This window comes from Mucilaginibacter galii (assembly GCF_014635825.1).
Taxonomy (GTDB): domain Bacteria; phylum Bacteroidota; class Bacteroidia; order Sphingobacteriales; family Sphingobacteriaceae; genus Mucilaginibacter; species Mucilaginibacter galii.
The window spans coordinates 61,302-86,416 of sequence record NZ_BMDO01000004.1 but is presented as its reverse complement, the minus strand read 5'-3'; the positions used below and the strand labels follow the sequence as shown (position 1 = coordinate 86,416).

At 44.1% G+C, this 25,115-nt stretch carries 17 protein-coding genes; 10 read left to right on the top strand and 7 right to left on the bottom strand.

The window, feature by feature from the left end:
• Nucleotides 1-3: 3 nt before the first annotated feature.
• A complete protein-coding gene (locus IEV61_RS08855; RefSeq protein ID WP_188415772.1) occupies nt 4-3,171 on the bottom strand; it encodes a SusC/RagA family TonB-linked outer membrane protein in 3,168 nt (1,055 codons plus the stop codon).
• Nucleotides 3,172-3,883: 712 nt separating this feature from the next.
• On the opposite strand from IEV61_RS08855, the gene IEV61_RS08850 reads away from it, so the two are divergent.
• The 3 genes from IEV61_RS08850 to IEV61_RS08840 all read left to right on the top strand — a co-directional run bounded on the left by IEV61_RS08850 (nt 3,884) and on the right by IEV61_RS08840 (nt 7,820).
• Nucleotides 3,884-5,797 (top strand): 7TM diverse intracellular signaling domain-containing protein, encoded by a 1,914-nt coding sequence (locus tag IEV61_RS08850; RefSeq protein ID WP_229747078.1) that lies wholly within the window; start codon nt 3,884-3,886, stop codon nt 5,795-5,797.
• A gap of 64 nt (nt 5,798-5,861) precedes the next feature.
• Nucleotides 5,862-6,668 carry an alpha/beta hydrolase gene (locus IEV61_RS08845; protein WP_188415768.1) on the top strand — a complete coding sequence of 269 codons (807 nt, stop codon included), beginning with the start codon at nt 5,862-5,864 and terminating at the stop codon, nt 6,666-6,668.
• A 153-nt stretch (nt 6,669-6,821) separates the two neighbouring features.
• Complete coding sequence (locus tag IEV61_RS08840) at nt 6,822-7,820, top strand: fatty acid desaturase (RefSeq protein ID WP_188415766.1); 999 nt, start codon at nt 6,822-6,824, stop codon at nt 7,818-7,820.
• A gap of 71 nt (nt 7,821-7,891) precedes the next feature.
• Here IEV61_RS08840 and IEV61_RS08835 read toward each other — a convergent pair whose 3' ends face one another.
• Nucleotides 7,892-8,596: a DsbA family oxidoreductase gene (locus tag IEV61_RS08835; RefSeq protein WP_188415765.1), complete on the bottom strand. Its 705-nt coding sequence runs from the start codon at nt 8,594-8,596 to the stop codon at nt 7,892-7,894.
• Between the two features lie 91 nt (nt 8,597-8,687).
• Nucleotides 8,688-9,602, bottom strand: a complete 915-nt coding sequence (locus IEV61_RS08830; protein ID WP_188415764.1) for a hypothetical protein — start codon at nt 9,600-9,602, stop codon at nt 8,688-8,690.
• Nucleotides 9,603-9,814: 212 nt separating this feature from the next.
• Between IEV61_RS08830 and IEV61_RS08825 the strand changes: the two genes are divergently transcribed.
• Together IEV61_RS08825 and IEV61_RS08820 are read left to right on the top strand one after the other, a co-directional pair.
• Nucleotides 9,815-10,009, top strand: coding sequence for a hypothetical protein (locus tag IEV61_RS08825; RefSeq protein ID WP_188415763.1), 195 nt, complete (start codon nt 9,815-9,817; stop codon nt 10,007-10,009).
• Between the two features lie 70 nt (nt 10,010-10,079).
• Nucleotides 10,080-11,237, top strand: a complete 1,158-nt coding sequence (locus IEV61_RS08820; RefSeq protein ID WP_188415762.1) for a DUF3810 domain-containing protein — start codon at nt 10,080-10,082, stop codon at nt 11,235-11,237.
• Here the strand turns inward: IEV61_RS08820 and IEV61_RS08815 are convergent.
• From IEV61_RS08815 to IEV61_RS08800, 4 genes are all read right to left on the bottom strand, one after another.
• Nucleotides 11,234-11,878, bottom strand: coding sequence for a DUF47 domain-containing protein (locus tag IEV61_RS08815; protein ID WP_188415761.1), 645 nt, complete (start codon nt 11,876-11,878; stop codon nt 11,234-11,236). The genes IEV61_RS08820 and IEV61_RS08815 overlap by 4 nt on opposite strands.
• 158 nt (nt 11,879-12,036) lie before the next feature.
• On the bottom strand, nt 12,037-13,029 hold the full coding sequence (locus IEV61_RS08810) for an SDR family oxidoreductase (RefSeq protein ID WP_188415760.1): 993 nt from the start codon (nt 13,027-13,029) through the stop codon (nt 12,037-12,039).
• 98 nt (nt 13,030-13,127) lie between these two features.
• Nucleotides 13,128-13,781 carry a rhomboid family intramembrane serine protease gene (locus IEV61_RS08805; protein WP_188415759.1) on the bottom strand — a complete coding sequence of 218 codons (654 nt, stop codon included), beginning with the start codon at nt 13,779-13,781 and terminating at the stop codon, nt 13,128-13,130.
• Between the two features lie 198 nt (nt 13,782-13,979).
• The gene (locus IEV61_RS08800) at nt 13,980-14,834 is read right to left on the bottom strand and encodes a pirin family protein (protein ID WP_188415757.1); all 855 of its coding nucleotides are present in this window, start codon (nt 14,832-14,834) and stop codon (nt 13,980-13,982) included.
• 277 nt (nt 14,835-15,111) lie between these two features.
• Here IEV61_RS08800 and IEV61_RS08795 point away from each other — a divergent pair, with 277 nt between their 5' ends.
• The 5 genes from IEV61_RS08795 to pbpC all read left to right on the top strand — a co-directional run bounded on the left by IEV61_RS08795 (nt 15,112) and on the right by pbpC (nt 24,910).
• Entirely contained in the window at nt 15,112-17,448 is a 2,337-nt protein-coding gene (locus IEV61_RS08795) for a TonB-dependent receptor (protein WP_188415755.1), read from the top strand.
• A 20-nt stretch (nt 17,449-17,468) separates the two neighbouring features.
• The gene (locus IEV61_RS08790) at nt 17,469-18,281 is read left to right on the top strand and encodes a DUF4249 domain-containing protein (RefSeq protein WP_188415753.1); all 813 of its coding nucleotides are present in this window, start codon (nt 17,469-17,471) and stop codon (nt 18,279-18,281) included.
• A gap of 317 nt (nt 18,282-18,598) precedes the next feature.
• On the top strand, nt 18,599-21,049 hold the full coding sequence (locus tag IEV61_RS08785) for a glycoside hydrolase family 2 TIM barrel-domain containing protein (RefSeq protein WP_188415750.1): 2,451 nt from the start codon (nt 18,599-18,601) through the stop codon (nt 21,047-21,049).
• A 19-nt stretch (nt 21,050-21,068) separates the two neighbouring features.
• Entirely contained in the window at nt 21,069-22,259 is a 1,191-nt protein-coding gene (uxuA, locus tag IEV61_RS08780; protein WP_188415748.1) for a mannonate dehydratase, read from the top strand.
• A 152-nt stretch (nt 22,260-22,411) separates the two neighbouring features.
• The gene (gene pbpC, locus IEV61_RS08775) at nt 22,412-24,910 is read left to right on the top strand and encodes a penicillin-binding protein 1C (RefSeq protein ID WP_229747077.1); all 2,499 of its coding nucleotides are present in this window, start codon (nt 22,412-22,414) and stop codon (nt 24,908-24,910) included.
• Nucleotides 24,911-25,115: the final 205 nt, after the last annotated feature.

The window sequence follows — 25,115 nt, the reverse complement described above, 5'->3', positions numbered from 1 at the left end:
TGGTTAAAAAGTTACGTTCACACCTGCAGAAAGGTACCTTGGTGTAGGGCCGTTGTTTTGCGGATCCCATAGGTCCCAATTAGAAAATACAGCGGCATTTGCAGCGTTCACATAAATTTTGGCGCTTTGCATACCAAAGCGTTTGATCAGTTTTTGATCGAAAGTATAACCTAATGATACCGTTTGCAGGCGCACAAATGATGACTTACGCCAAACGTTGATGGTTGTACCTGATGACCCGGAGTTTAAGCGGGCGTAATCGTTAATCGGGTTATCGGGTGTCCAGTATGGTAATGCATACGAGTTCATGCGGAAGTAGCCTACACTGCCCGGGTTGTTTAAAGCTTGGTTGTATTGTGATAGCTGGCCAATGCTCGACACCAGTAAGAATGAGGCATCAAAATGTTTCAGAAAATTAAAATCGTTACGCAACGACCAATTGAACTTAGGACTGCGCGATCCCAAAAACTGCTTATCAGCGTTGGTGAATTTAAAATCGCCGTCTACATCCTGTAATTTAAAGTCGCCGGGACGTGCGCCATATTTAGCGGCCTCGGTAGCTTCGGGGGTTTGCCAAACACCTAAGATGTTGTAATCCCATACCACGTTAATATCCTTGCCTATAAACCAACCGTTACCAATATCATTGGCTTCAACCATGCTGGTGTTTCCGTTTGCATCTACTACCGGCACTTCACCATACAGGTGTACAATTTTATTGCGGTTTAAGAAAAATGTACCACCGGCGTTCCAATTAAAGTTTTTGCTTTGATAAACTTTGCCTTCTAATGATAACTCAAATCCCTTATTGGTAACCTCGCCAATGTTAGTTAACGAGTTTGAACCATTACGGCCACCTATTATGATGTTATTACTATTGTTGAAACCTTGTACGTAAGACAGCTCTTGCGAGGTGATCATGTTGGTTGTTTTACGGTTAGGATAAAACTCAACAGATCCGCTTAAACGATTTTTCAGCACGGCAAAGTCTAAACCAAAGTTTAAACCGGTTGTACGTTCCCAGGTTAGGTTTTCGTTTTGTAAAGATGCTTTCCAAACACCTATATTATTGGTAACCACTCCTGCCGCATTACTGGTTGGGTAACGGGTTGGGCTAAGGGTAGATAATGCCAAAGTAGGATCGGCGGTACCTGTAGATAAGCGGTTACCGTTTGAGCCAAAGCTCATACGTAACTTACCATAGTTTAACCAATTTAGAGCATCGGTTTTCATAAAGTTCTCTTGCGTAAATACCCAGGCTAAGCCACCAGATACATAGTTTTGGCGTGGACTACGCAACCCAAAAGGTGAAAACCCATCGCGGCGAACGGTAGCGGTTAGCAAGTAACGGCTCATTAATGAATAGTTCAACCGGCCCATTAACCCATCGGCGTTGTAAATACGGTCGTCGCTGCTAACAACAGGCAGTGCGCCAGAGCCAATGCTATGATAACCTAATACATCGCTCGGGCTCAACTGAGAGTTATCGGCCCTGGTATACCAGCTTTGGTACTTTTCTTTATTCAAGAGAAAGGTTGCATCAAAATTATGTACGCCAAAGGTTTTATTCCAGGTAAGTATGTTATCTAAATTATAGCGGTACCTGCTTTCAACCGTGCGTGCAGCAGTACCACCGGCCAGTTCGTTAGGGTTTGCAACAGGGCGGAAGAAAAAGTTACGATACGCCTCAATTTGCGGCGAAAAGTTCATCGTGTACTTAAAGCCAAAAGGTAAATCAACTCTTGCAAATAAGGTTGAAAACAAAACGTTTTGTATGGCAACGTTTTGATTGTATGCCTGCCCTAAAAACGGGTTACGCTGGTTTAAACCGTTATCATCGGTAGCAATACGACGTAACGTTCCATTGGCGTTGTACACATCGCCGTAAGGGGATGAATTTGCAATTTGAGTCCAGTCGGCTTCATGGCCATCACCATTACCACCTAAAGTACTTGCATCGCTTTCATCGCGGCTTGCAAATTGCGCATTAACCCCTACTGTTAAAAAGCTGGATGCTTTACCTTCTAAGTTAACACGAAAACGGGCGTTCCGGTAATCGCCGCCTTTGATGAGGTTCTCATTTTTAGTATAATTACCAGACATGTAGTAACTCACTTTTTCTGACCGGCCCGAAAGACTGGCTGTATAATCCTGGCGGAGGCCATTACGGAAAATGAGGTCGGACCAGTTAGTCACTTTGCCTGCCTGGTAGTTGGCAATTTCATTGGTAAACAAACCAACGCGTTGCAAATAAACAGTAACCGGGTCGCCTGTTGATGACCCCATAAACTGTGCAAGCGTAACGCCTTCGGGTAATGCCCGTGGGTCGCTGTAAAAATAGTATGGATTTGCAACGTTATTAGCACGGGCCACGTCACCGCGCCAGCGTAAAAAGTCTTCGCCCTGGTAATACTTTTGCTTTTGCAGCAGTTGGGCAATACCGGTGTTGGCATTTATGGTGATCTGAACACCATTGCTACGACCTTTTTTAGTAGTAATAGCTACTACACCACCTGCAGACTGAGCACCGTATACCGCCAAAGCACTCGGGTCGCGCAGTACATCTACCCTTTCAATGTCATTCGGGTTAATGTCGGCCAGTTGGCCGAAGTAGATCACACCGTCTAATACGATTAAAGGCTGAACGTTACCGCTTAAAGATGAACGGCCGCGAACCTGCAAATCGCCGGTGTTACCACCTTTAGCCGAGGTATTTAAACCCACGCTGATGCCGGGAATATTACCCCTGATAATGTCGGTAACACTGGCCGGGTTTTCGTTTTCAAGCTTTTCGGCTTTGATACTTGATATGGTACCGGTTACATCTTTAACCGCACGTGTGCCGTAACCTATTACCACAACATCATTTAAGTTATTGGTGGTTTCGGTTAAGGTAACGTTGATAGACGTTTGCGAACCAACAGGTACGGTTTGCGGTGCAAAGCCCACATAGGTAAATGTAAGTGTACCATTCACAGCCGGCACAATGGTAAATTTACCATTCACATCTGTAATGGAATTATTGTTGGTTCCATCGGCTTTAATGGTTACCCCCGGCAAAGGCTGACCGGATTTATCTTTGACCTGACCTTTAACGGCAGATACTTGGGCCATTACAAGCGAACACTGAATAGAGAGTAATAAAATTAGTAGCGTAAATAGTTTTCTCATAAAATTAATTGATATAAATGAAATGTTAGATCTCTGCAAACACAGGTTTGCCAAAACGCTGATGTCGGGCATCAGCCATACGCTGTTAAGTAGCTCATAGTTGTTGTATTGTTGGTTAATTGGTTTACTGTAATGGGCAAACAGGGATGCTGCTACATTACAGGGTCAAAAATATCAAAAAGCAAACGACTTTTGCAAGTAGCAAAATACATAAAACCCTGTAAATTAACTATTTACAATATTTTTAATACGCTTCATGCGCAAAATACAAATTGGATTTAGTGCTGATAATTAACCAACTGCATTGTTTTATACATTTAATTTTCGGGGGGGCTAATACGTTTAAATCCTGAGTAAAAATTTGAATTATTTTTTGAAGACTTAGTGAGTTCCGTTATGTAATCGATTTAAAGGCTGCCTATTTACCTCTGTAAATTTTAACGAGGTATAATCAGCGAATAAATAGCCCGAAACAGATCGAGGTGAGGTATAAATCCACCATGAAAATTCAAGGAATTAACCTCATTTTACCAAGAGAAGTTATAATAATATAGAACATCATTGTGTAGCTTTGTAACCTGTATCCTGCTGTTAAGGCATGATCTTTAACCAGTTATTTATCAGGACATCTCCTGCTATTATTTAATTATTGCGTATGATTAGAAGTTTATTCACTAATCTTTTTACCTGTTGTTTAATATTACTAAGCTACATGGCCGGGGCTCAAGCACCTGTGCAAATCAATAGCAAAATTGACCAGCATGTATTCATCAACAACGAGGTTGAGTTTTTACATGAAAAGGGCAGTCACTTATCCCTGAATGAGGTTCAATTAGCCGACAAACAACATCAATTTAAAACCAGTTCCTCGTATTTTCCCGATAGTGAACCGCACTCCTCCTACTGGTATAAGATCAATATCCATATAACTGAATCTTTGGAGTCGCACAGTGCCGTTATAGAATTTTTTGATCAAACCACTAACTATATTACGGCCTACCTACCAACGGCACAAGGCAATTATGTAAGCAGCCGCTCTGGCGCCGATTTTAACTTTGACAAACGCTTATATAAGCACAAGAATTTTGAATTTCAGCTGCAGCCACTCCCCCCAGGCAACTATACCTGCTATTTTAACGTACGTGCCACCGATGGGGTTAATATTATTATTGTATACCGTAAGCTTACTTTTTTTATACATTATGCATTAACCGAGTACCTTACTTACGGCCTGTTTTACGGCATCATACTTATTTTTAGTTTTCATAACCTGTTAATGTACCTGGCCATTAAGCGCAGGCAATACCTTTATTACGTATTGTATATATTAAGTGTAGGGCTTTATGAAATGAGTACCGATGGTATTGCTTTTCAATATATATGGCCCAATGCCCCTCATTGGAACCATTACGCCTATGGTTTTGCCTTGTACAGCCTTAGCTTTTTTGCGCTGGTATTTACTAAGGAGCTGTTGCATGTACGCAAAAAAGCGCCTGCCTTGTACCGGCTTATCAACGCCGTAATTGTGCTGCGCACTATTTACTTTTTGTACTGCCTGCTGTTTAACAAGGGCTTGTTCTACTATAAATTTGTAGAATTTATACCCTTGAGCATCGCGTTTTACACTGGCATTGTTATTTGGGCCAAAGGCTTTAAACCCGCAAGGTTCTTTGTGCTGGGCTACACCTTTTTGTACATGGGCTTTATTTTAAAAGCTATTACGGCGCTGGGCTTTGCACGCATTATACCAGGGCTGGTATCTAATTATAGTTTGGGTTTTAGCTTTGTATTAGAGATGTTGTTCCTCTCGTTCTCCATTGGCGACCAGGTTCGGTTGCTGCGCAGGCAAAAACAAAAAGCGCAGGATACCGCCATGAGGCAAATGCAGATCAATTACGAACTTAAAGACTCTATTAATAAAGAGCTGGAAATTAAAGTAAATGAGCGTACTCGCGAGGTGGTAGAAAAATCGGAGGAGATCATTCAGCAATCGCAAGTTATTGAAGTGCAGAACCAAGAATTGCTGAACATCAATCAACAATTGGAAGCGCAAGCATCAGAAATTACACGCATGAATGTGTTGTTGGAAAGCGACAACATTCAGCTCAAAACAAATATTGAAAAGGTAACCGACGCCCGTGCCCTTTCTACCGAACTTTCCTTTGATGAGTTTAGCCTGAAATACCCCGATCAGGAAACTTGCAATAAATTCTTAGCCGATATTAAGTGGGCTAAAGGGTTTGCCTGTATTAAATGCGGTAACGAAGTTTACAAGAACGGCCGGGCACCATACAGCAGGCGTTGCTCTAAATGTAATTACGAAGAATCGGTGCTGTACAATACCATATTTCAGAACAACCGCATTCCTATTAACAAGGCATTTTATATTGTATACCTTATATATACCAGCAAAGGCAATATCTCTTCGTACCAACTTTCGGAGAAATTACAGATAAGGCAAAGTACCTGCTGGCAATATGCCTTGCGCATAAAACGGGTAATGGAAGATCATAAAAAAGGCAAGAAAGATGCGCGCCAAGGCTGGAGTAAACTGATACTTGACCATGCACCGCCGGCAATGGTTAAGAACACAGCAGCATTAACCAGTAATGGTTTACAACCATAGTTTGTAGATGCTTTTCAACAAATATACACGGGCATTTGTAGTTAGTTTATATTAACAACTACTTATGAAAACGATTATTTTTATTCATGGCATGTTTCAGAATGCCAAAAGCTGGGAGCCTTGGGTTGAATATTTTAGAGCCAAAGGTTATAATTGCATAGCCGAATCGTGGCCATTGCACGAAGGCGAACCTGCAGATTTGCGCGCTAATCCACCCACTGGTTTAGGTGAGTTAAAGTTGGCTACGGTTATCGAAAAATACAGACAACTGGCAGCCAGCCAAACCGAAAAACCTATTTTAATTGGTCATTCGGTGGGAGGCTTAATTGTACAAATATTGGTAAATGAAGGACTGGCTTTACTGGGCGTGCCTTTAAGTTCGGTAGCGCCAAATGGTATGATATCGCTCGATTGGGGTTTCGCTAAAAACAGTGCCCTGATCATGAACCCGTTGAAAGGTGATGAACCATTTATAATGGACCTGGAAGGATTTCAGGGAGCTTTTGCCAATACACTCTCTTTGGAACAGGTTAAAGAACCATTTGAAAGAACCGCCACAAATGATAGCCGCAACGTATTGCGTGATTGCCTGGGCGATGATGGCAAGGTTGATCTTGACCTGCCACATGTTCCACTGCTTTTTATAGCTGGCGAAGAAGATCAAATAATTCCGTATGAGCTTTGCGAAAAAAACGCCAATGCTTACACAGATGAAATAAGCAGCACAACCTATCGTAAATTTGCAGGTAAAAGTCATTTTATTTGCGTTGAACCGGGTTATGAGCAAGTGATCAACACCGTAAGCGAATGGATAAATGCACACGAAAACGCGCCTGCATATGAGGTTAATGAGATAAAAATAGATAATTAATAAAATAGAAACTTTGAAAAAAAATCCCTGCAGGTAGCGTTATAAGTGCTACTTGCAGGATTTTTTTTGTACTTTACATTACTTAAACATAAAAGTCATAATTTTCGTAGAAAATGTTTTACCTTTATTTACTCTAAGTAACAGCTATAAAGTATGAAGAAAAAAAGTTTCAGATGGTCTGATGAGGTCGAACCGCATAAAGACCGCACTAAAACTATCATTAAATTACATCCCGAAATTCGCAACCTTATTGGTCGCAACCCTTACACTTTCTTAGTTATTGCATTATGCGTAGGCGTACAATTGGTTACGGCCTATTTGCTTAAAGATGCAGCCTGGTATTGGGTAGCACTTGCCGCTTACGGTATTGGTGCATTTGCTTGCCACTCGTTGTTCGTTTGTATACATGAGTGTGCACACAACTTGATCTTTAAAAACCGTGTAGCCAATACCTGGTCGGGCATATTTGCTAACCTGCCTACCCTATTGCCAAGTTCGGTTTCTTTTCAAAAATATCACTTAAAGCACCACTCTTTTCAGGGTGTTGAAGCTTTAGATGCCGATATGCCTTTCCATTGGGAAGCTAAAATGATCAATAATTCTTCATTTGGTAAAGCCATGTGGTTGTTGTTCTATCCTATATTTCAGGCGCTGCGCCCATTCCGTTTAAAAGAAATTAACTTGTTTGATTCCTGGACATTGGTTAACTGGGTAGTTCAAATTGCATTTACTGCCGCAGTAGTTTATTTCTTGGGTTGGACTGCCATACTTTACCTGGCTTTAAGCTTCTTCTTCTCAGTAGGATTACACCCACTTGGTGCCCGCTGGATTCAGGAGCATTTCTTAACCCACGGTGAGCAGGAAACCAAAAGCTATTATGGTCGCCTAAACTTAACCAACCTTAACGTAGGTTACCACAATGAGCACCACGATTTTCCATCAGTGCCATGGAACAACCTGCCTAAAATTAAGGCTCTTGCAGGTGGACATTATGATACCTTAGGTTATCATACTTCGTACACCCGCCTGTTGTTCGAGTTTTTGTTTAACCGCGAACTATCTGTGTTTTCACGTACTGCGCGTTCAAACCGTGGTACTAAGATTACCGCACCCACAGCTAAAACACAAGACCCAAGCGCTATGGTAGCATAACGCAACTGATATAAACAAAGAAAGGCCTGTATTTTGCATACAGGCCTTTCTTTGTTTATAAGATATATGGTTTAACAGTTACCGTCAACGTCGCAGCTTGGCCCTTCGGTTACGCTGAACCCGTTGCCTTCTTCTTGCTCCCATTCCTGATAGGCTGTATTTAGTGTATTTAGAAATACATCAGTAGTCTGCGCACCCGATACGGCATACTTGTCGTTCATTACAAAGAATGGCACCCCTCTAATGCCGAGAGTCTCAGCTTCAGAGATGTCCTGACGAACCTCACCGGCGAATGCTTCCGTATTATTCAGCATTTCGCGCACTTCATTCGCATCTAAACCTATTTTAATTCCTAATTCAACCAGTGTGTCCTGGTCGTCGATATTCAAGCCATCGGTAAAATAAGCCATGAACAATTGCTCTTCCGCAGCATCGCCTAAATTATGCCGTTTGGCAAAATGGCTAAAACGATGTGCGTTAAAACTGTTTGCCACCACTGCATGGTCAAAGTTAAAATCAAGCCCTACCTGTGATGCCATTTCTGCAACCTGGCCGGTTACTTGTTTGGCGTAATCCAGTTGCCAGCCTTTACTATCGGCTAAAGATTGGTAAACGCTTATTTGTGTATCGGTTTTTAAGGCCGGGTTCAGTTGAAAGCTTTTCCATTCAATTTCAACTTTATCTTGCTGGCCAAAAGCGGTTAACGCTTCTTCAAACCTGCGCTTGCCAATGTAACAGAACGGGCACATTACATCCGACCAAATTTGTACTTTCATTGTTAATGGAATTTAAACAAAGGTAATCATGCCTGCCCATAAGGCGACACGCAAGAACTATTGATTACCGCTTTATGACAATGTACATCACTCACGGTTTAGGTACCGCGTAGTGGAATATAGGTTGCTTTGCACCCTCGCTTACTGTATAATAACTCTTGCCATTAGGCGCAAAGCCTACGGCCTCGCCTAACCTTTCCTGTTCGTAAGCTGGCTGCCGGGGCTTGCGTTGCAGCGTTTGCCAAATGGGCTCGTTACCCTCGCGTTTCCAGTAATAAATGCGGCTGTAACTTTTCAAGATCACTTGGCTACCATCTTTGCTAATGTCGCCGCTTACTATCCACTTAAATGGCTGTAAACCTCTGAAGTGAAGCTCGCAGCGCTTGGTGAGTGTAACGGTGTGGCCTGCATTAAACTTTAACGGGGCTGTATAAACACCTACGTCACTGCCGCGCTTGGTTACAATGTACAGCAGCTTTTCAACAGGGTCTATCATCAGCGTTTCGGCATCCCGGGGTGCATCGGGGTATTTTAAATACAAGGGTGCGCTTTTCAGGTTTTGAGCGTTGCTTGCATCGGTTGGTATTTGGGGTTCGGCTATGCGGTAAACCGTTATGTGTGGATTGTTCGATGCATTATCACCAATATCGCCCATGTAAACATAACTTTTACCAGCCTCCGGGCCCTCGCCAACAGCTATATCCTCACAGTCTTTTACACCGTGCGTTCCGCCGCCGGTTGCAGCATAATTAAATATACCCTTCAGTTTTCCATCAGGTGTTATGGCAAAAAAACGGCTGGTATCGCCGCTGTCATTATGAATATAAAAGATATTTGGATGATCAGTAGAAGCGGCAATACCTGAAGTTTCCTTATTCAGATCGCTTTGCAATTTGCCCGAAACATAATTTTTATCGTCGCCTTTATTTTGAGCATAGGCTGCCAGTTCCAGTGCAAAAATGAGCACTGGCCATAAAAATCGTCGTCGTTGCAAACCTTTTAACATATTGCCTAATTAAAGGCAAAGATGGAATTTTAATATAATAGTTATACTAACTAAATTATATTGTTAAAATAATGATATAGGTAACATTATAACTTAGTTAAAATAGTAATCATGACCTGCAAAATTAGCCTAGCAACTAAACCGCTTTTAGAACTTACAGGCATTTAATGTGTTACTGTTATTAAGCAGTTGCTCACTTAAACCATTAAGCTATGGAAACTCCGGTGAAACACTATAAATTTGTAAACAGCAAAACTGGTAATATTATATATTACTATTCTGTAGACGGAACGCTTAACCCAGAAAAGGTTAAAGAACAGCTTGACATTATAAAAGCCCAGGTAGCCGTAAACAACGGCATGTTTTTAGAAACCGTTTATTGGGAGGAACTGAAAGAAGAAGATTAATTTATTGCTACATTCTCTAATAATCTACATTTAAATTGCAGATGTACGCTTATGCGGTTTACTTTGCTGCATGAACAAGTACGCACCGGGCAATACGTTAACAACAAAAAAACTACTCTTTGTTATAGCCGGCTTGTGTTTACTGTTGCTTTTACTTTTTACTACAGGCAATTTTCCCAACTTTACTGAGAGATACTACTCTACCGGCTTGTATCGCTGGATAAGCTTTCTTTGGCATCTTTTATTAGGCTGGCTTCCGTTTAGCCTGGGCGATGTTTTTTATACCTCTATCATCATTGTTGCCATAGTATCTCTATGGAAGATCATTCGCCAGCTTTTTCGAAAGCAATATCGGCAGGCGGGTTCAGTTGGTTTAAGACTGGTGATCGGTATACAGGTTTTTATAGCTGCCTTTTACCTTTTATGGGGTATGAACTATTTCAGGCCGCCGGCAGCCAAAATATTATCGTTGCAAGACAGCACTTATACTTTTGAACGCCTGCAAACCATTACCCTCTTATTGATAGACAGCACCAACGCCAACCGGGCTCTACTGACTTCATCACAGCAAAACCAAAGCAATAAAGCTATTTATCAAAATGCGGTAAAAGCTGTGCGGCAATTGGCGCATCGGCATAAGGCTTTACGGAGCATTTATCCTGCTGTAAAACCTTCTATATTTACCTTCTTGCTTAATTATATGGGCACGGCCGGCTACTTTAACCCTTTTAGCGGCGAGGCGCAAATTAATTATGCCATGCCCGTAGTAAACAGACCAGTAACAGCCTGCCATGAAATTGCACACCAAATGGGTTTTGCGCGCGAAGATGAAGCTAACTTTGTAGGGTTTTTAGCTGGAGAACGATCGCACGACCGCTTGCTGAGATATTCAGCTTATTTTATGGCCATGGAAGAATTTATGCACCAGGTTTACCGGCGTGATACCGTGGTATATCATCAGCTAAAGACGAACATATCACCTGCCGTTAAGAGCGATATCAAAGCAGACCAGGATTACTGGGAACATTACGAAAACCAAATAGGTTACATTAGCAGCCTTTTTTATGACCGCTTTTTAAAGATCAATAACCAGCCCGAGGGTTTACGCACTTACAACCGAATGATCAACTTAACCATGGCTTATTACGCAAATGGTAAATCGCTGCAGGGCAGGAAGTATGGAGATAAAAGCCAACCTCGCCCAAAAATACATGGAAGAGTTAATTAACTGTTCTTGATTAGGATACTTTCGATAATGTAGGTAACATCTTCGCACCTGTCGGTAGTACGTTCAAGAGCGCCCAATATTTCACTGTATTTAATGAGTTGAAAAATATCGGTTTCTTTGGCGTTCAACTGGGCAAAAGCTTCGTCGTAGATATCATCAGCCTTATGTTCTAATTGCTTAACCTCGTTGCACAATTGAGTGATCAAATCGGGCTCGCTGATATTGCTCAACGCTTTTACACATTTTTCAAGTTGCTGGGTAGCCTCCATAATAATGCGGCACAACTCGTGGATAGATGGGGTTATAACATCGATAGAATATAAATTGATGCGGCGTGCAGATGAATCTATATAGTCAGACACGGCGTTAACGGCAGAAACCAGTGCATACATATCGTTACGCTCAAAAGGAGATACCAGGGCTTTGCCCGATACGGCATACACCTGTCTCTTTATATCGCTCGAGTTAGTTTTAAGACGGCTTATTTGAGCAAATTCGGTTTTATGTTCAGGGTCCCAGTCGCCGCTAACTGCTTCAAAAAGCAATTTGGCCATGGCAGCGCTGTTAGATGTTGCCCGGTTAAAAAGGTTAAAAAATACTTTATCGTTATCTGGTAAGAACCGGGTGAGTATATTTTTCATCTGGGCGTAAAGGTATAAATAAGATAAGCGGCTACACGATTAATTATAAAAATGACACTGCCCACAAGCATTTGTACATTTTAAGCGAAGGTAACCACATTAATGTTAAATTAACGTTAAGCTAGGGTAAGCAAACCATTAACAACCCAACTCGATATTTATTTCAGTTTTTTGAGAAGGTACAAAGTGCCGGCAATTACGCCAACCACACCTGCGTAGCGAGCAGCTTTTTTGTTGCTTACTTTTTTAGAAGTATACCCGCCCGATATTTTATTATTCTCGCGTGTAGGTTCAAATATGCTGCCATTGGTAACCGGGGCGGGCTCCGCATTTTTAAGATACAGCATCATGAATTTGGCCGTTGCCCAACGGGTAAGTTTAGGCGATACCCATTGGCTAAAGCGGGCCATATACGCGGCGCTGCCCAAGGTAACCGAATCTTTAGGCCGCTGTGCAAGCGATACCACCGTATGTGCAACCTTGTAGGTGGGCACTACAGGCGGTGCAGGCTTTAATAATTTGCCCGTGTAATTTCCGGCATGGCTTGGTCCCGGCGTATCTACAAAGCCCGGAAACACATCACAAATGTAAATACCCGGACAATCATGCAACTCGGCACGTAAAGCTTCTGAGTAACCACGCAAACCAAATTTGCTGGCCGTGTATGATACCGAGTACGGGAACGCCACAAAGCCACCTACCGAATTTAAGTTTATTAATATACCTCGTTTTTGCTTTTTAAAATGCGTCATGGCGGCATGGGCGCCGTTAATATAACCCAACAGATTAGTTTTTATTACCTGATTATGCACTTCAATAGGTATGGTAGTAAACTCGCCTAAAGCGCCAATACCCGCTACGTTTACCCAAACATCTAAACTGCCACCAAAAACGCAGGCGGCCTTAGCCAACTGGGTAACCTCTTCGGGTTCGGTAACATCGGTTACCACGGCAATAGCTTTTCCACCCAGGCGGTCGCACAGGTCAACCATTTCATCCAATACATCTTTTTGACGGGCAGCCAGTACCAGCTTGGCACCATAACGGGCAAACTCCAAGGCTGTTGCGCGGCCAATGCCACTGGTTGCACCGGTTATTACAATGGTTTTTTTATTTAATGGCATAGCCGGCATGTACTGAGAAGATGTCATAAAAAGAAGTATTGCTGAGTTTTGAATATAACCTTAATTTTAACTAAAGGTTTTATTTTGTAACGTGATAAAACTTTGAAAAAGTGGATACTACCACATTAATAACCGTATTTATGCCGTATTTGATTGGCCACACGGCGTTGCTTAACTGCCGGATAAAACAGATAGCCGATGAACACGCCGCTAATAAGGCCAACAATATGAGCCACATTATCTATCCCGCTGGCAAAGCCATACAGGTAATAGTAAACTATAAATACCACCACGATACCTATCACAATCTTGGCAGCGCTCCAGTTAATAATGGGCGAAATAAGCATGGAAATAAAAACACCTATTAAACCAAATATAGCCCCTGATGCGCCCACACTCACGGCCGAATACCACAACATACTCCCTACCCCGGCAGCAATACCGGTAAAAAGGTAAGCCACCAAATACCTGCCCGATCCTACCATGGGCTCTAAAAACAATCCTATCACCAGCAGGAAAACCATATTCATCCCAACATGCGCTATACCGCCATGCAAAAATATACTGGTAAGCAAGCGCCACCACTGCCCGCCCATAGTGTACGGGCGATAGTTGCCGCCTAAAGCCAACAAATCGGCTGCATTTATTTCATTAAAGCCCAAACCTGCAATTACCATCAGGAAAAATATGATCACATTCATATCTATAATAATGGGCGTTACCACGAAACCCGGGCGGGGTTTAAAAAAGAGCAGGTAATCGAGCAGGGGTGTTTTCATTTGAGGGAGCCGTTTTATGCAATACTAAGTTAATTATCGAAATATATTTAGGCCTATAAAAGCGTGTATATTTCACAACATAAAAACCATGTCATTGCGAGCGACAGCGCGGCAACCGCACGCGATATTGTAGCCTTGTGATTGCCACGTCGCTATTGCTCCTCGCAATGACATTTTCAATTATCCTCATTAATGCTCTTACTCCTCCCACGTACCAAACTTACCCATGCGGTAATCCTGGTAGGCCTGCGTAATTTCCTGTTGCGTATTCATTACGAATGGGCCTTGCGATACTACGGGCTCATTAAATGGCATGGCGTGCCCTAAAAGTAAAACGCTATCGTTTTTGGCGCTGATGATAAGGTCATTACCATCGTTGTTAAACTCGGCCAGATGTAGCGAACGTACCGATGTGCCGTTCACATTTACCTCACCGCTGATAACGTAAAAGAAAATGTTGTGTGCAGCAGGGATAGTTACTTCTATTTCCGAATCCGGCTTAAATGCAATGGTGCTCAAAAATATACCAGTAGATGATTCGAATGCGCCGTTCACTTCTTTCCACTGGCCCGAAATGAGATTAGCGGTTACCTTGCCTTCGTCAAACTGTAGCACCGGAATTTCTTCCGCCTGTTTACCGATGTAGTATGGGTCTGCCATTTTTAAACTGGCAGGCAGGTTTACCCATAGCTGCAATATTTCAAGGTCGCCGCCCTGCTCTTTAAATTCGTCTGATGATATTTCGGCATGGATCAATCCGCTGCCCGCCCGCATCCATTGAATACCGCCGGCTTTAATTACGCTTTCGTGGCCGCTGCTATCCTTATGGGCAATATCGCCGGTTAAAATAAAGGTCACAGTTTCCATACCGCGGTGCGGGTGCGGACCAAAAGGCAAACCGTTATTGTGAGGCGCGTACACCTGCGGGCCATGATGATTCAAAAACAAAAACGGATCAATGTACTCTACCGACTGGGTGGGCAACGCCCGGTAAGTAACCAGATCGGCAATGGGCGAGTATACCGCCTGGTGTATTTTCTTAATAGTTCTCATAATTTTTAATGTGACTTTTGATGTTGACAATTACTAAAATACGGTGTCATCCCGAAAGATAGTGAGAGATCCTGTTCAAAAATACAGGTTAGTCACCGGCTGCATCAAACAAGATTTCTCGCTATCACTCGAAATGACATGAAGTTCCATTTGATAAGAAATAAAACCGACCTCAATATTACAATAAAAGTGCGTTCGTCTTGTTTAGTTTGTGGTACCGATCTGCAAAACGTATCTGCGCATAATTATTACCTTTGGGCAGTTCTACAACTCGAGCATGTCATTTAAACCTGTTTACTGTATTTTTTTGTTCTTTATACTGTTCCATAGTTTAACCGCGTTGGCCCAAAAACGTTTTACTTTAAGCGGAAGCGTAAGAGATGCGGCCACGGGCGAAACACTTATCGGGGCTTCTGTACGATTAGAAAGCGCTACCGGAAAGGCAGGAGCTATTACCAACGCTTACGGCTTTTACGCGGTTAGTGCTAATGAGGGAACTTACACGCTCACTATAAGTTATATAAGCTATAAAACGGTAGTTCAAACCATAGTTCTCAATAAAAACATCAACCTTAATGCCGATTTGCAAGCCGGAAAAGAGTTACAGGAAGTGGTGGTTAAGGCCGGTGAGCGCAAGAACGAGAATGTGCGCAGTCCGCAAATGGGTGTGGAAAGGCTGGACATGAAACTGTTAGACAACATCCCGGTACTCTTTGGCGAAAAGGATGTGTTGAAGACCATCCAGCTGCTACCGGGCGTAAAATCGGGTGGAGAGGGCACGACCGGCTTCTTTGTACGCGGCGGTGCATCCGATCAGAACCTAATTTTGCTTGACGAGGCAACCGTATATAATTCTTCTCACCTGCTGGGCTTTTTCTCCACCTTTAATGCCGATGCCATTAAAAACGTTGACCTTTATAAAGGCGGCATGCCGGCGCAGTACGGCGGAAGATTATCGTCGGTTTTAGACGTAAAGATGGACGATGGCAACAACAAGCAGTTTAGTATGCAAGGCGGTTTGGGGCTTATTTCTTCGCGACTGAAAGTAGAAGGTCCGCTTATTAAAGACAAGAGCTCGTTCATGATCAGCGCCCGACGCACGTATATCGACTTTTTGCTGAAAGCAGCCCCCGACACTTCCATCAGAGGCAATACACTTAACTTTTACGACCTAAACGCCAAGGTGAATTACAAGTTCGATGATAAGAACACCATTTACCTGTCTGGCTATTTTGGCCAGGATAACATAGGCATAAAAGACCTGTTTGATAATTCATGGGGAAACACAACAGGAACGTTACGCTTTAACCACGTGTTTAACAGCCGCTTATTTTCCAACACCTCACTCATTTACAACAAATACAATTACACGGTAAAGCTTATAGATGATGTAAACAATTTTACGCTTACCTCCCTTATTCGTGACATTAACTTTAAACAAGACTTTCAATATTTCAGTAATAAGCACACCCTGCGGTTCGGTATTCAGGGCACGCATCACCGCATAGCACCATCCGATATCAGCACGAGTGCTAATTCGAGTTTTAACCCCCTATCTGTCGAGAACCGTTATGGATTAGAAACATCGGGGTATATTTCTGATGAATATGTAGTTAACCCGCGTGTCACTCTGCTCTATGGCTTAAGGGTAAGCTTATATAATTTACTGGGACCAGGCACTTTTAATACCTATGCCGCCAATGGCGATATAACCAGCTCGGCTACTTATGGCAGCGGCAAATCGGTGAGCAATTATTTTAATCTTGAACCGCGCTTTTCGGCCAGCTACATCATCAATGATGAAAACTCGGTAAAGGCTTCGTACAACCGTAATACGCAAAACATCCACATCCTGTCTAACTCGGGCTCAAGCTCGCCAACAGACCAGTATGTGATGAGCAGTAACAACATCCGCCCCGAAATTGCCGACCAGGTGGCCCTTGGATATTTTAAGAATATACAAGATAACGCCTACGAGTTTTCGGGCGAGGTGTATTACAAAACCATGCAGAACCAAATTGAGTACAAGAACGCAGCCCGCCTTATAGCCAACGCTAACGTAGAATCAGAACTGCTCTTCGGCCATGGCCGCGCTTACGGTTTAGAGCTTTATGCCAAGAAAACCAAGGGCAAGCTAAGCGGCTGGATAAGCTACACCCTATCGCGCACTGAGCGTAAGTTTAACGAGCTGAATAACGGCAACTACTTCCCTGCCCGGCAAGACCGTACGCATGATGTTGCCTTGGTTGCCATCTACAAACTGGGCAAACGCTGGACGCTATCCGGCAACTACATTTACAACACAGGTAACGCCGTAACCTACCCGGCGGGCAAGTACCAGGTGGGTGGCAATACCACCTACTTTTACACCGAACGCAACGCCAACCGCCTGCCTTACACCTCGCGTTTGGATGTAAGCGCTACGCTTGAAGGTAAAGATACGGGCAAGCGTTTTCACTCGAGCTGGTCTTTCGGGTTGTACAATGCACTGAACCGGAAGAACCCTTATTCTATAGATTTCAGGGACGTAGCGTCGGACCCAACTCGCACCGAAGCCGTGCAAACGTCGCTGTTTGGCATCATTCCGTCGGTAACGTTGAATTTTAAGTTTTAATGAAGTTTTTTGAGCAAATCATGAAGAATTTTATAAATATATATATTGCAATCGTATTGGTCTGTTTGGCATTTACCTCGTGCCAAAAGGTGATCGATATTGAGGTAAATTCGTCTGCTTCCCAGTTAGTTATAGAAGGAAATATTACCAATATTCGCGGCACACAATACGTAGACATCAGCCGGTCAGTAGCTTATACAGAAACTAACAACTACCCGGGCGTTACCGGTGCCGATGTGCAGGTGACTGACAATTTGGGCAACACCTATAAATTCAGCGAGATGCAGCGGGGGCACTACGCTTTTGGTCCTTTACGCGGGCAAACTGGCCGCACCTACACTTTAACCGTTAAGGTAGATAACAACACTTACACCGCCACCTCGATAATGCCTGCAGCAGTACTTGTCGATTCGCTGAGCCTGAGCAAGGTTACCTTTGGCAGTACAGAACGCAAGTTGATTGCTGTTAACTACACTGATCCTAAAGGCATTGCTAATCAGTACCGCTATATTCTGCGCATTAATGGCAAAGGAGCTAACCGCATTTACGTGGAAGACGACCGCCTGACCGATGGCAACGTTATTAAGGAAGAATTATACCCTTACGACAATAATGACGAAACGGAAGACGTCAAATCGGGCGACTTAGCTTCGGTAGAAGTTCAGTGCATTGATAAGAACATCTTCAATTACTGGTTTACCCTGCGCTCGCAGCGCCGTGGCGGACCCAACGGGGGTACTACACCGGGCAACCCGCCATCTAACTTAAGTAATAATGCCTTGGGATATTTTAGTGCTCATACTTATCAAACACTCGATATTGTCATTCCTTAACTGCATCTTTCATGCGTTTACTTAATGTTCAAGCTTAAATATTCGTAAAAAATTGATTGCTCACTAACCGTATATGGTTTGAGTTGATGTAGATTGCAAACACGTAAAAATATGCTGCTACATATCAGAAATCCATTTTTTCATACCTGTTCATTAAGCGTATTAAATTGTTGACCAGCTCCTAAAAGTTGAAAAATAACTTAATGTATATTGATCGCTGTGTTATAAATTTACTGCAACAACAACCAATTGTAAGCAGTAAAGCAGTCAGCAAAACACAATTTTGACTGCACTTTGCTCCGAAACAGAATCAGTATATGATCAAAAAGCTTATTACCACGCTGGCCTTTTTAATAACGGCCATTACCGGCTATAGTCAGCAAACCACCCGCCTTAACAGCAACTGGGAATTCATAAGGCAGGATCTAGGCGGCATATGGGAAGCCGTAAGGCCTGTACCACCAGGTGGCCCGGAAAGTGTTCCCCTTTGGCAAAACGTAACCCTACCCCATTGCTTTAATGCCCGCGATGCCGTTGACCCTGATGTAAACTACTACCAGGGACCAGGCTGGTACCGTACACAGCTTGCTATAGCTAACCCATATGGCAATGGTCGCACGCTACTGCACTTTGAAGGTGCCGGGCAAAAAACCGACGTTTACGTGTACACCACCAAAGTAACATCGCACTTAGGCGGTTATGATGAGTGGACCGCCGACATTACCGAAGCGGTAGCCGCTTTCAAAAAAACAGAAGCTTTCCAAAAGCAGTTTAAAGGCAAAGTACCTGTTTCCATCCGTTGCGATAACTCCCGCGATCTGGAGACCATCCCCTCCCAGATGTCAGACTTTAACGTTTATGGTGGCCTGTACCGTTACGTAAATCTGGTTTACCAACCACTGGTATCCGTCAATAAACTATTTGCTGCAGCCACATTAAGTAAAGACCTTAAAGAGGGCTGGATTGATGTTAAAGCTACTTTCGATGGCTTAACTCAAGCACAAAACGCTTTGGGCAATGTGGTTGTTAAAGATGCCGCGGGTAAGACGGTAGGTAGCGGTAAATACGTGGTAAGCAGCCCGGCCTTTCAGGGCACTTATAGTTTAAGCAAGTTACGTGTTGGTAAGCCTAAAATATGGTCGCCATCTTCGCCTTACCTGTACACGGTGCAAATTACGGCAACAGCTAATGGCGAAACCTTTACACAAACTGAAAAAATCGGCTTTCGCAATTTCGAATTTACGCCACATGGTCCTTTTATGTTGAACGGCAAACGGCTACGGCTTCGCGGCACACACCGCCATGAAGACCATGCAGGTGTAGGCGCTGCCATGACCGAGGCCATGATGCGGCAGGAAATGCAGCTGATGAAAGATATGGGTGTTAACTTTATCCGCCTGGGGCATTATCAACAATCGCGCATTGTGTTAAACCTATGCGATAGCTTGGGCATCTTGGCCTGGGAAGAAGAGCCCTGGTGTCGCGGCGGTTTAGGTGGGCCGGGCTACCAGGAGCAAGCCCGGCAAATGATGACCAACATGATTGAGCAGCACTACAACCACCCTGCCATTATTTTATGGGGCTTGGGTAATGAGAACGATTGGGAAGGCGATTTTGCAGAGTTTGACAAAGAAAAAATCAGGACATTCATGAAGGAGCAGAATGACCTTGCCCACAAACTTGATCCCTCACGCATGACCTCCATACGCCGGTGCGAGTTTTGCAAAGATATACCTGATGTATACTCTCCCTCTATTTGGGCTGGCTGGTACAGGGCCAAATACACCGATTATAAGCAAATAAGCGAGGATGAATTTAACAAGAACAACCGCTTTTTTCATGCCGAATGGGGCGGCGACAGCCATGCAGGCCGACACGCCGAAAACCCTGATACTTACTTGAACACGCCACAACCGACTGATCCTAAAACCGGCAAAACCAAAGATCCGCTGGCCTCAAAAGATGGCGACTGGAGCGAAACTTACATATGCAATTTGTTCGACTGGCATTTGAAAGAACAGGAGAATATGCCGTGGCTAAGCGGTTCGGCATTCTGGACGTTTAAAGATTTTTCCACTCCATTACGTCCCGATAACCCTATCCCCTACGTTAATCAAAAAGGCGTGGTATCGCGCGATATGACGCTGAAGGAGTCATATTACGTCTTTCAATCCTATTGGACAGATAAGCCCATGGCACATATTTACGGCCATACTTGGCCGACGCGTTGGGGCAATGCCGGCGAAAAGAAGCAGATTAAAGTTTACTCCAACTGTACCCAGGCCGAACTTTTTGTAAACGGTAAAAGCTACGGCACTAAAAAACGTAACAGCCAGGATTTCCCGGCAGCAGGTTTACGCTGGGATGTGCCTTTAAGTGCAGGCAGCAACGCAATTAAAGTAATTGCCAAAAAAGGAAACGTTATCATTACAGATGAAATTAAGCAGGACTATCAAACTGAAAAGTGGAATAAGCCTGCAAAACTGGTTTTAGAACAGGTAAACAGCCAAAACGGTACCACAACGGCACAAGTCAAATTGCTGGATGAAAAAGGCATACCCTGCCTCGATGCAATTAACTGGATTACCTTCAGATTAACGGGCGATGGAGAATTATTGGACGATTTAGGCACCTCTGGAGGCTCGCGCAGAGTGCAGGCCTATAACGGCCGGGCTACCATCCAGGTAAAAACCATGAAAGGGCAAAGTATTTTAAGCGTTCAATCACCCGGAATGTCAACTGTATTCTTAAATTTAGCCGGTAAATAACATCCATCAACATAATACCATGAGTTTAGAACAAACATGGCGCTGGTACGGCCCTAACGACCCGGTTTCTTTAGCCGATGTAAGGCAGGCAGGCGCTACAGGCGTAGTTTCCGCATTACACTATATTCCTAACGGACAGGTTTGGCGTGTTGAGGAGATCAAAAAAAGGCAGGCTATTATTGAAGAAGCCGGCTTAACCTGGTCGGTAGTAGAAAGCGTGCCTGTACATGAAGATATTAAAAAGCGCAGCGGCAACTATGCGCAATATATAGAGAACTATAAACAAACGCTGCTTAACCTAGGCCAATGTGGAATGGACATTGTTTGTTACAACTTTATGCCCATACTCGATTGGACCCGTACCGACCTGGACTACCGCCTGCCCGATGGTTCTACCGCGTTGCGCTTTGATGTAACCGCCTTTGCCGCGTTTGAACTGTACCTGCTTAAACGCCCCGGCGCGGAGCAAACTTATACGCCCGAACAACAGGAAGCTGCTCAAAAGTATCTGCAGGGTATGACCGAAGAGGACAAAGCACTGCTGATAAAAAATATAATTGCAGGCCTACCCGGTTCGGAAGAAGGTTACACCGTAGCACAGTTTTTAGAGATACTGGCTTCTTATAACCATGTAGATGATGCTGCGCTGAAAGCAAACTTGTATTATTTCCTAGAGCAGGTTATCCCATCGGCCGAGCAAGCGGGTGTGTTGATGTGTATTCACCCCGATGACCCGCCTTACCCTATTTTAGGTTTACCCCGCGTAGTAAGTACCGAGGCCGATATACATGACCTGTACAACGCAGTGGATAACTACCACAACGGCTTAACATATTGCACGGGCTCGTTTGGCGTACGTGCCGATAATGATTTGGCCGGCATGGTGGCACGCCTGGGCCACCGCATTCACTTCATTCACCTGCGTGCCACACGCCGCGATGAAATGGGTAATTTCCATGAAGCCGACCATTTGAATGGCGATGTAGATATGTTTTCCGTAATGAAAGCATTGATCAACGAGCAAAACAAACGCAAGGCAGCCGGCGAGAAGCACCTGCGCATGCCTTTCCGCCCGGATCATGGCCACAAAATGCTCGACGATCTGCATAAGAAAACCAACCCTGGCTACTCTGCCATAGGCCGTTTAAGAGGCTTAGCAGAATTGAGAGGCCTGGAGTTGGGCATCAGAAAGTTTATGGAAAATAGCTAAGAAGCTCATATAAAATATGTCATTGCGAGCGATGGCGCGGCAACCCCCCTACGCCCGGTAACAAAGCGTAAAGAGATTGCCACGTCGCTATCGCTCCTCGCAATGACATTTATTGTTTAGACCGTCATTGCGAGGTACAAAGCAATCGCTGTATGACAGGTATACAGGCTACTTTTCCACGCAAAGATTGCTTCGTACCGCGCAATGACGTTTTGTATATCAACTGGAGATATAAATTAGCAGGCGCTGATATGATACGCGATCATCAATTCTTTAAATACCTGCGCAAGCGGCCAAAAACTTCAATAACGGCAGTTATACTTTTGATTGCCGTAATTGCTTTTGCGTTTTGCCTGCCCCGTCCGCTTTTTAACAGTCCTACCTCTTATGTAATCGACGATGACAGCGGTCAACTTCTGGGGGCAGCTATCGCGTCCGACGGACAGTGGCGTTTCCCCTATTCCGATTCGGTTCCTGATAAATTTAAGCAGTGCATCATCGCTTTTGAAGATAAGCGTTTCCTACACCATTTCGGGGTAGATCCGCTGGCGTTCGGGCGGGCTATTCGTCAAAACTTAAAATCTAAACGGGTAAGCAGCGGTGGCAGTACGCTCACTATGCAGGTAATCCGCCTGGCCACGCATCATAACCGCACGGTTTGGAACAAGCTGCTGGAAATGGTAATGGCCACACGGCTTGAAATTTCGAACAGCAAAAACGAAATACTGGCTTTATATGCCAGCAACGCACCTTTTGGTGGCAATGTAATTGGCTTAAACGCAGCATCATGGCGATATTTTGGCCGCGGTCCCAATAAATTATCCTGGGGCGAAATGGCTGCTATGGCTGTGCTTCCAAATGCTCCGGCGCTGGTACATCCCGGCAAGAACCGTAAAGTATTGTTAAAGAAACGCAACCAGTTATTAGATAAGCTTTGCACTTTAAAAATTATCGACCAAAGCACGGCCGATTTAGCTAAGTTGGAACCCATGCCCGATAAGCCCTTGCCACTTCCCCAACTCGCCCCTCACCTGCTCGAACGGTTTAAAGCCGAGCATCCGGCTAAAAGCATCTCAGCTACCCGTTTAAAAACGACACTCAAAGCTGGTTTGCAGCAACAGGTAGCAGAAATATTGGAACGTAACCACCGCATTTTAAAGGCTAACCAAATTAATAATATTGCCGCTGTGGTGCTTGATGTAGAAACAGGAGCTACTATTGCTTACGTTGGCAACATATTTCATCCGCAAGATGCCGGTTTGGAGAGTAGCGTAGATGTGGCCAATGCACCGCGTAGTCCGGGCAGCACGCTAAAGCCACTGTTGTACGCATCTATGCTGCACGATGGCTTTATTTTACCCAACACGCTTATAGCCGATATACCTACACAGATAGCAGGCTACCACCCCGAAAACTTTGATTTAGGCTATGATGGTGCCGTGCCTGCCTCGCGTGCACTGGCGCGATCGCTCAATGTGCCTGCGGTAAAAATGCTTCAAAAATACAAGTACGAACGCTTTTACGAGGTATTGAAAAAGGCAGGAATCACTACACTTACCCAGCCTGCCGATCATTACGGACTATCGCTTATTTTAGGCGGATGCGAAAATACACTTTGGGAATTAACGGGAGCATATGCCGGCATGGCACGGGTGTTAAACCATTACAATCAAACGGGTTATTACTATGATGATGATTTTCATGCGCCGGTATATCAATCAGTAAAGGCAGATAAATCATCCAAAGAAAAAAACGGTTTGCTGGATGCAGGTTCTATCTATTATACTTTTCAGGCGATGGAAGAAGTGATGCGGCCGGGCGAGGAAATGCTTTGGCAACAGTTTGGCTCCACCCAGCGCATTGCATGGAAAACAGGAACCAGCTTTGGCTTTAGGGATGGCTGGGCCATTGGCGTAACCCCTAAATATGTAGTGGGCGTATGGGTGGGCAACACCACGGGCGAAGGCAGGCCCAACCTTACCGGCATCAACACAGCGGCCCCGGTCTTATTCGAAATATTCAGGCAGTTACCCGTTACACGCGAATGGTTTAAAGCACCGGTAAACGCCATGGTGAAAGTGGATGTTTGCCGCGAAAGCGGGCAACGGGCAGGCGAATACTGTGAACACATTGACCCTACCTGGGTGCCTGCAGGCGGACTAAAGTCGCCCGTGTGCCCCTACCATCAACTGGTGCATTTGGACTTGACAAGAAAATGGCAGGTTAATACCGATTGCGAATCGCCAGAGCGTATGGTGCATCAGAAATGGTTTGTATTGCCACCTTCTATGGAGTATTATTATAAGGCACGCAATTACCAGTATCGCACTTTGCCGCCATTCCGTAGCGATTGCGGTGTGAGCGATAAAACCTTACCCATGGAGGTAATTTACCCTAAAGACGATGCGAAGATCTACATCCCCATCGAAGCCGATGGCACCCGCGGCCGCATGATCTGCAATGCCGCCCATCGCCAGCCTGGCATGAAGGTCTTCTGGCATTTAGACGACCAGTATATAGGCGAAACCAAAGATTACCACCAGGTAGCGATTAATCCGCAGCCGGGCCCGCATGTATTAACGCTGGTTGATGGAACCGGCAGTACAGTGAAAGTGCGGTTTAGCGTGTTGGATAAAGATTCAGGGAAATAGAGATTTTTCCTGATAAACTTCAAAAAACTTCATATTTCTTTATTTAATTGAATGCTCTACAGAATAGCTCAAAACAACCTATATCGCAAGAAAATACTGCCCTAACAGATTCAAAAAATTTCAAGTCTCGCATTTACCAGTATCTAGCAATCCATGTCAAAGTTTAGCGGTAAGCTATTCTCTGCATAGATTGCTTCGTACCTCG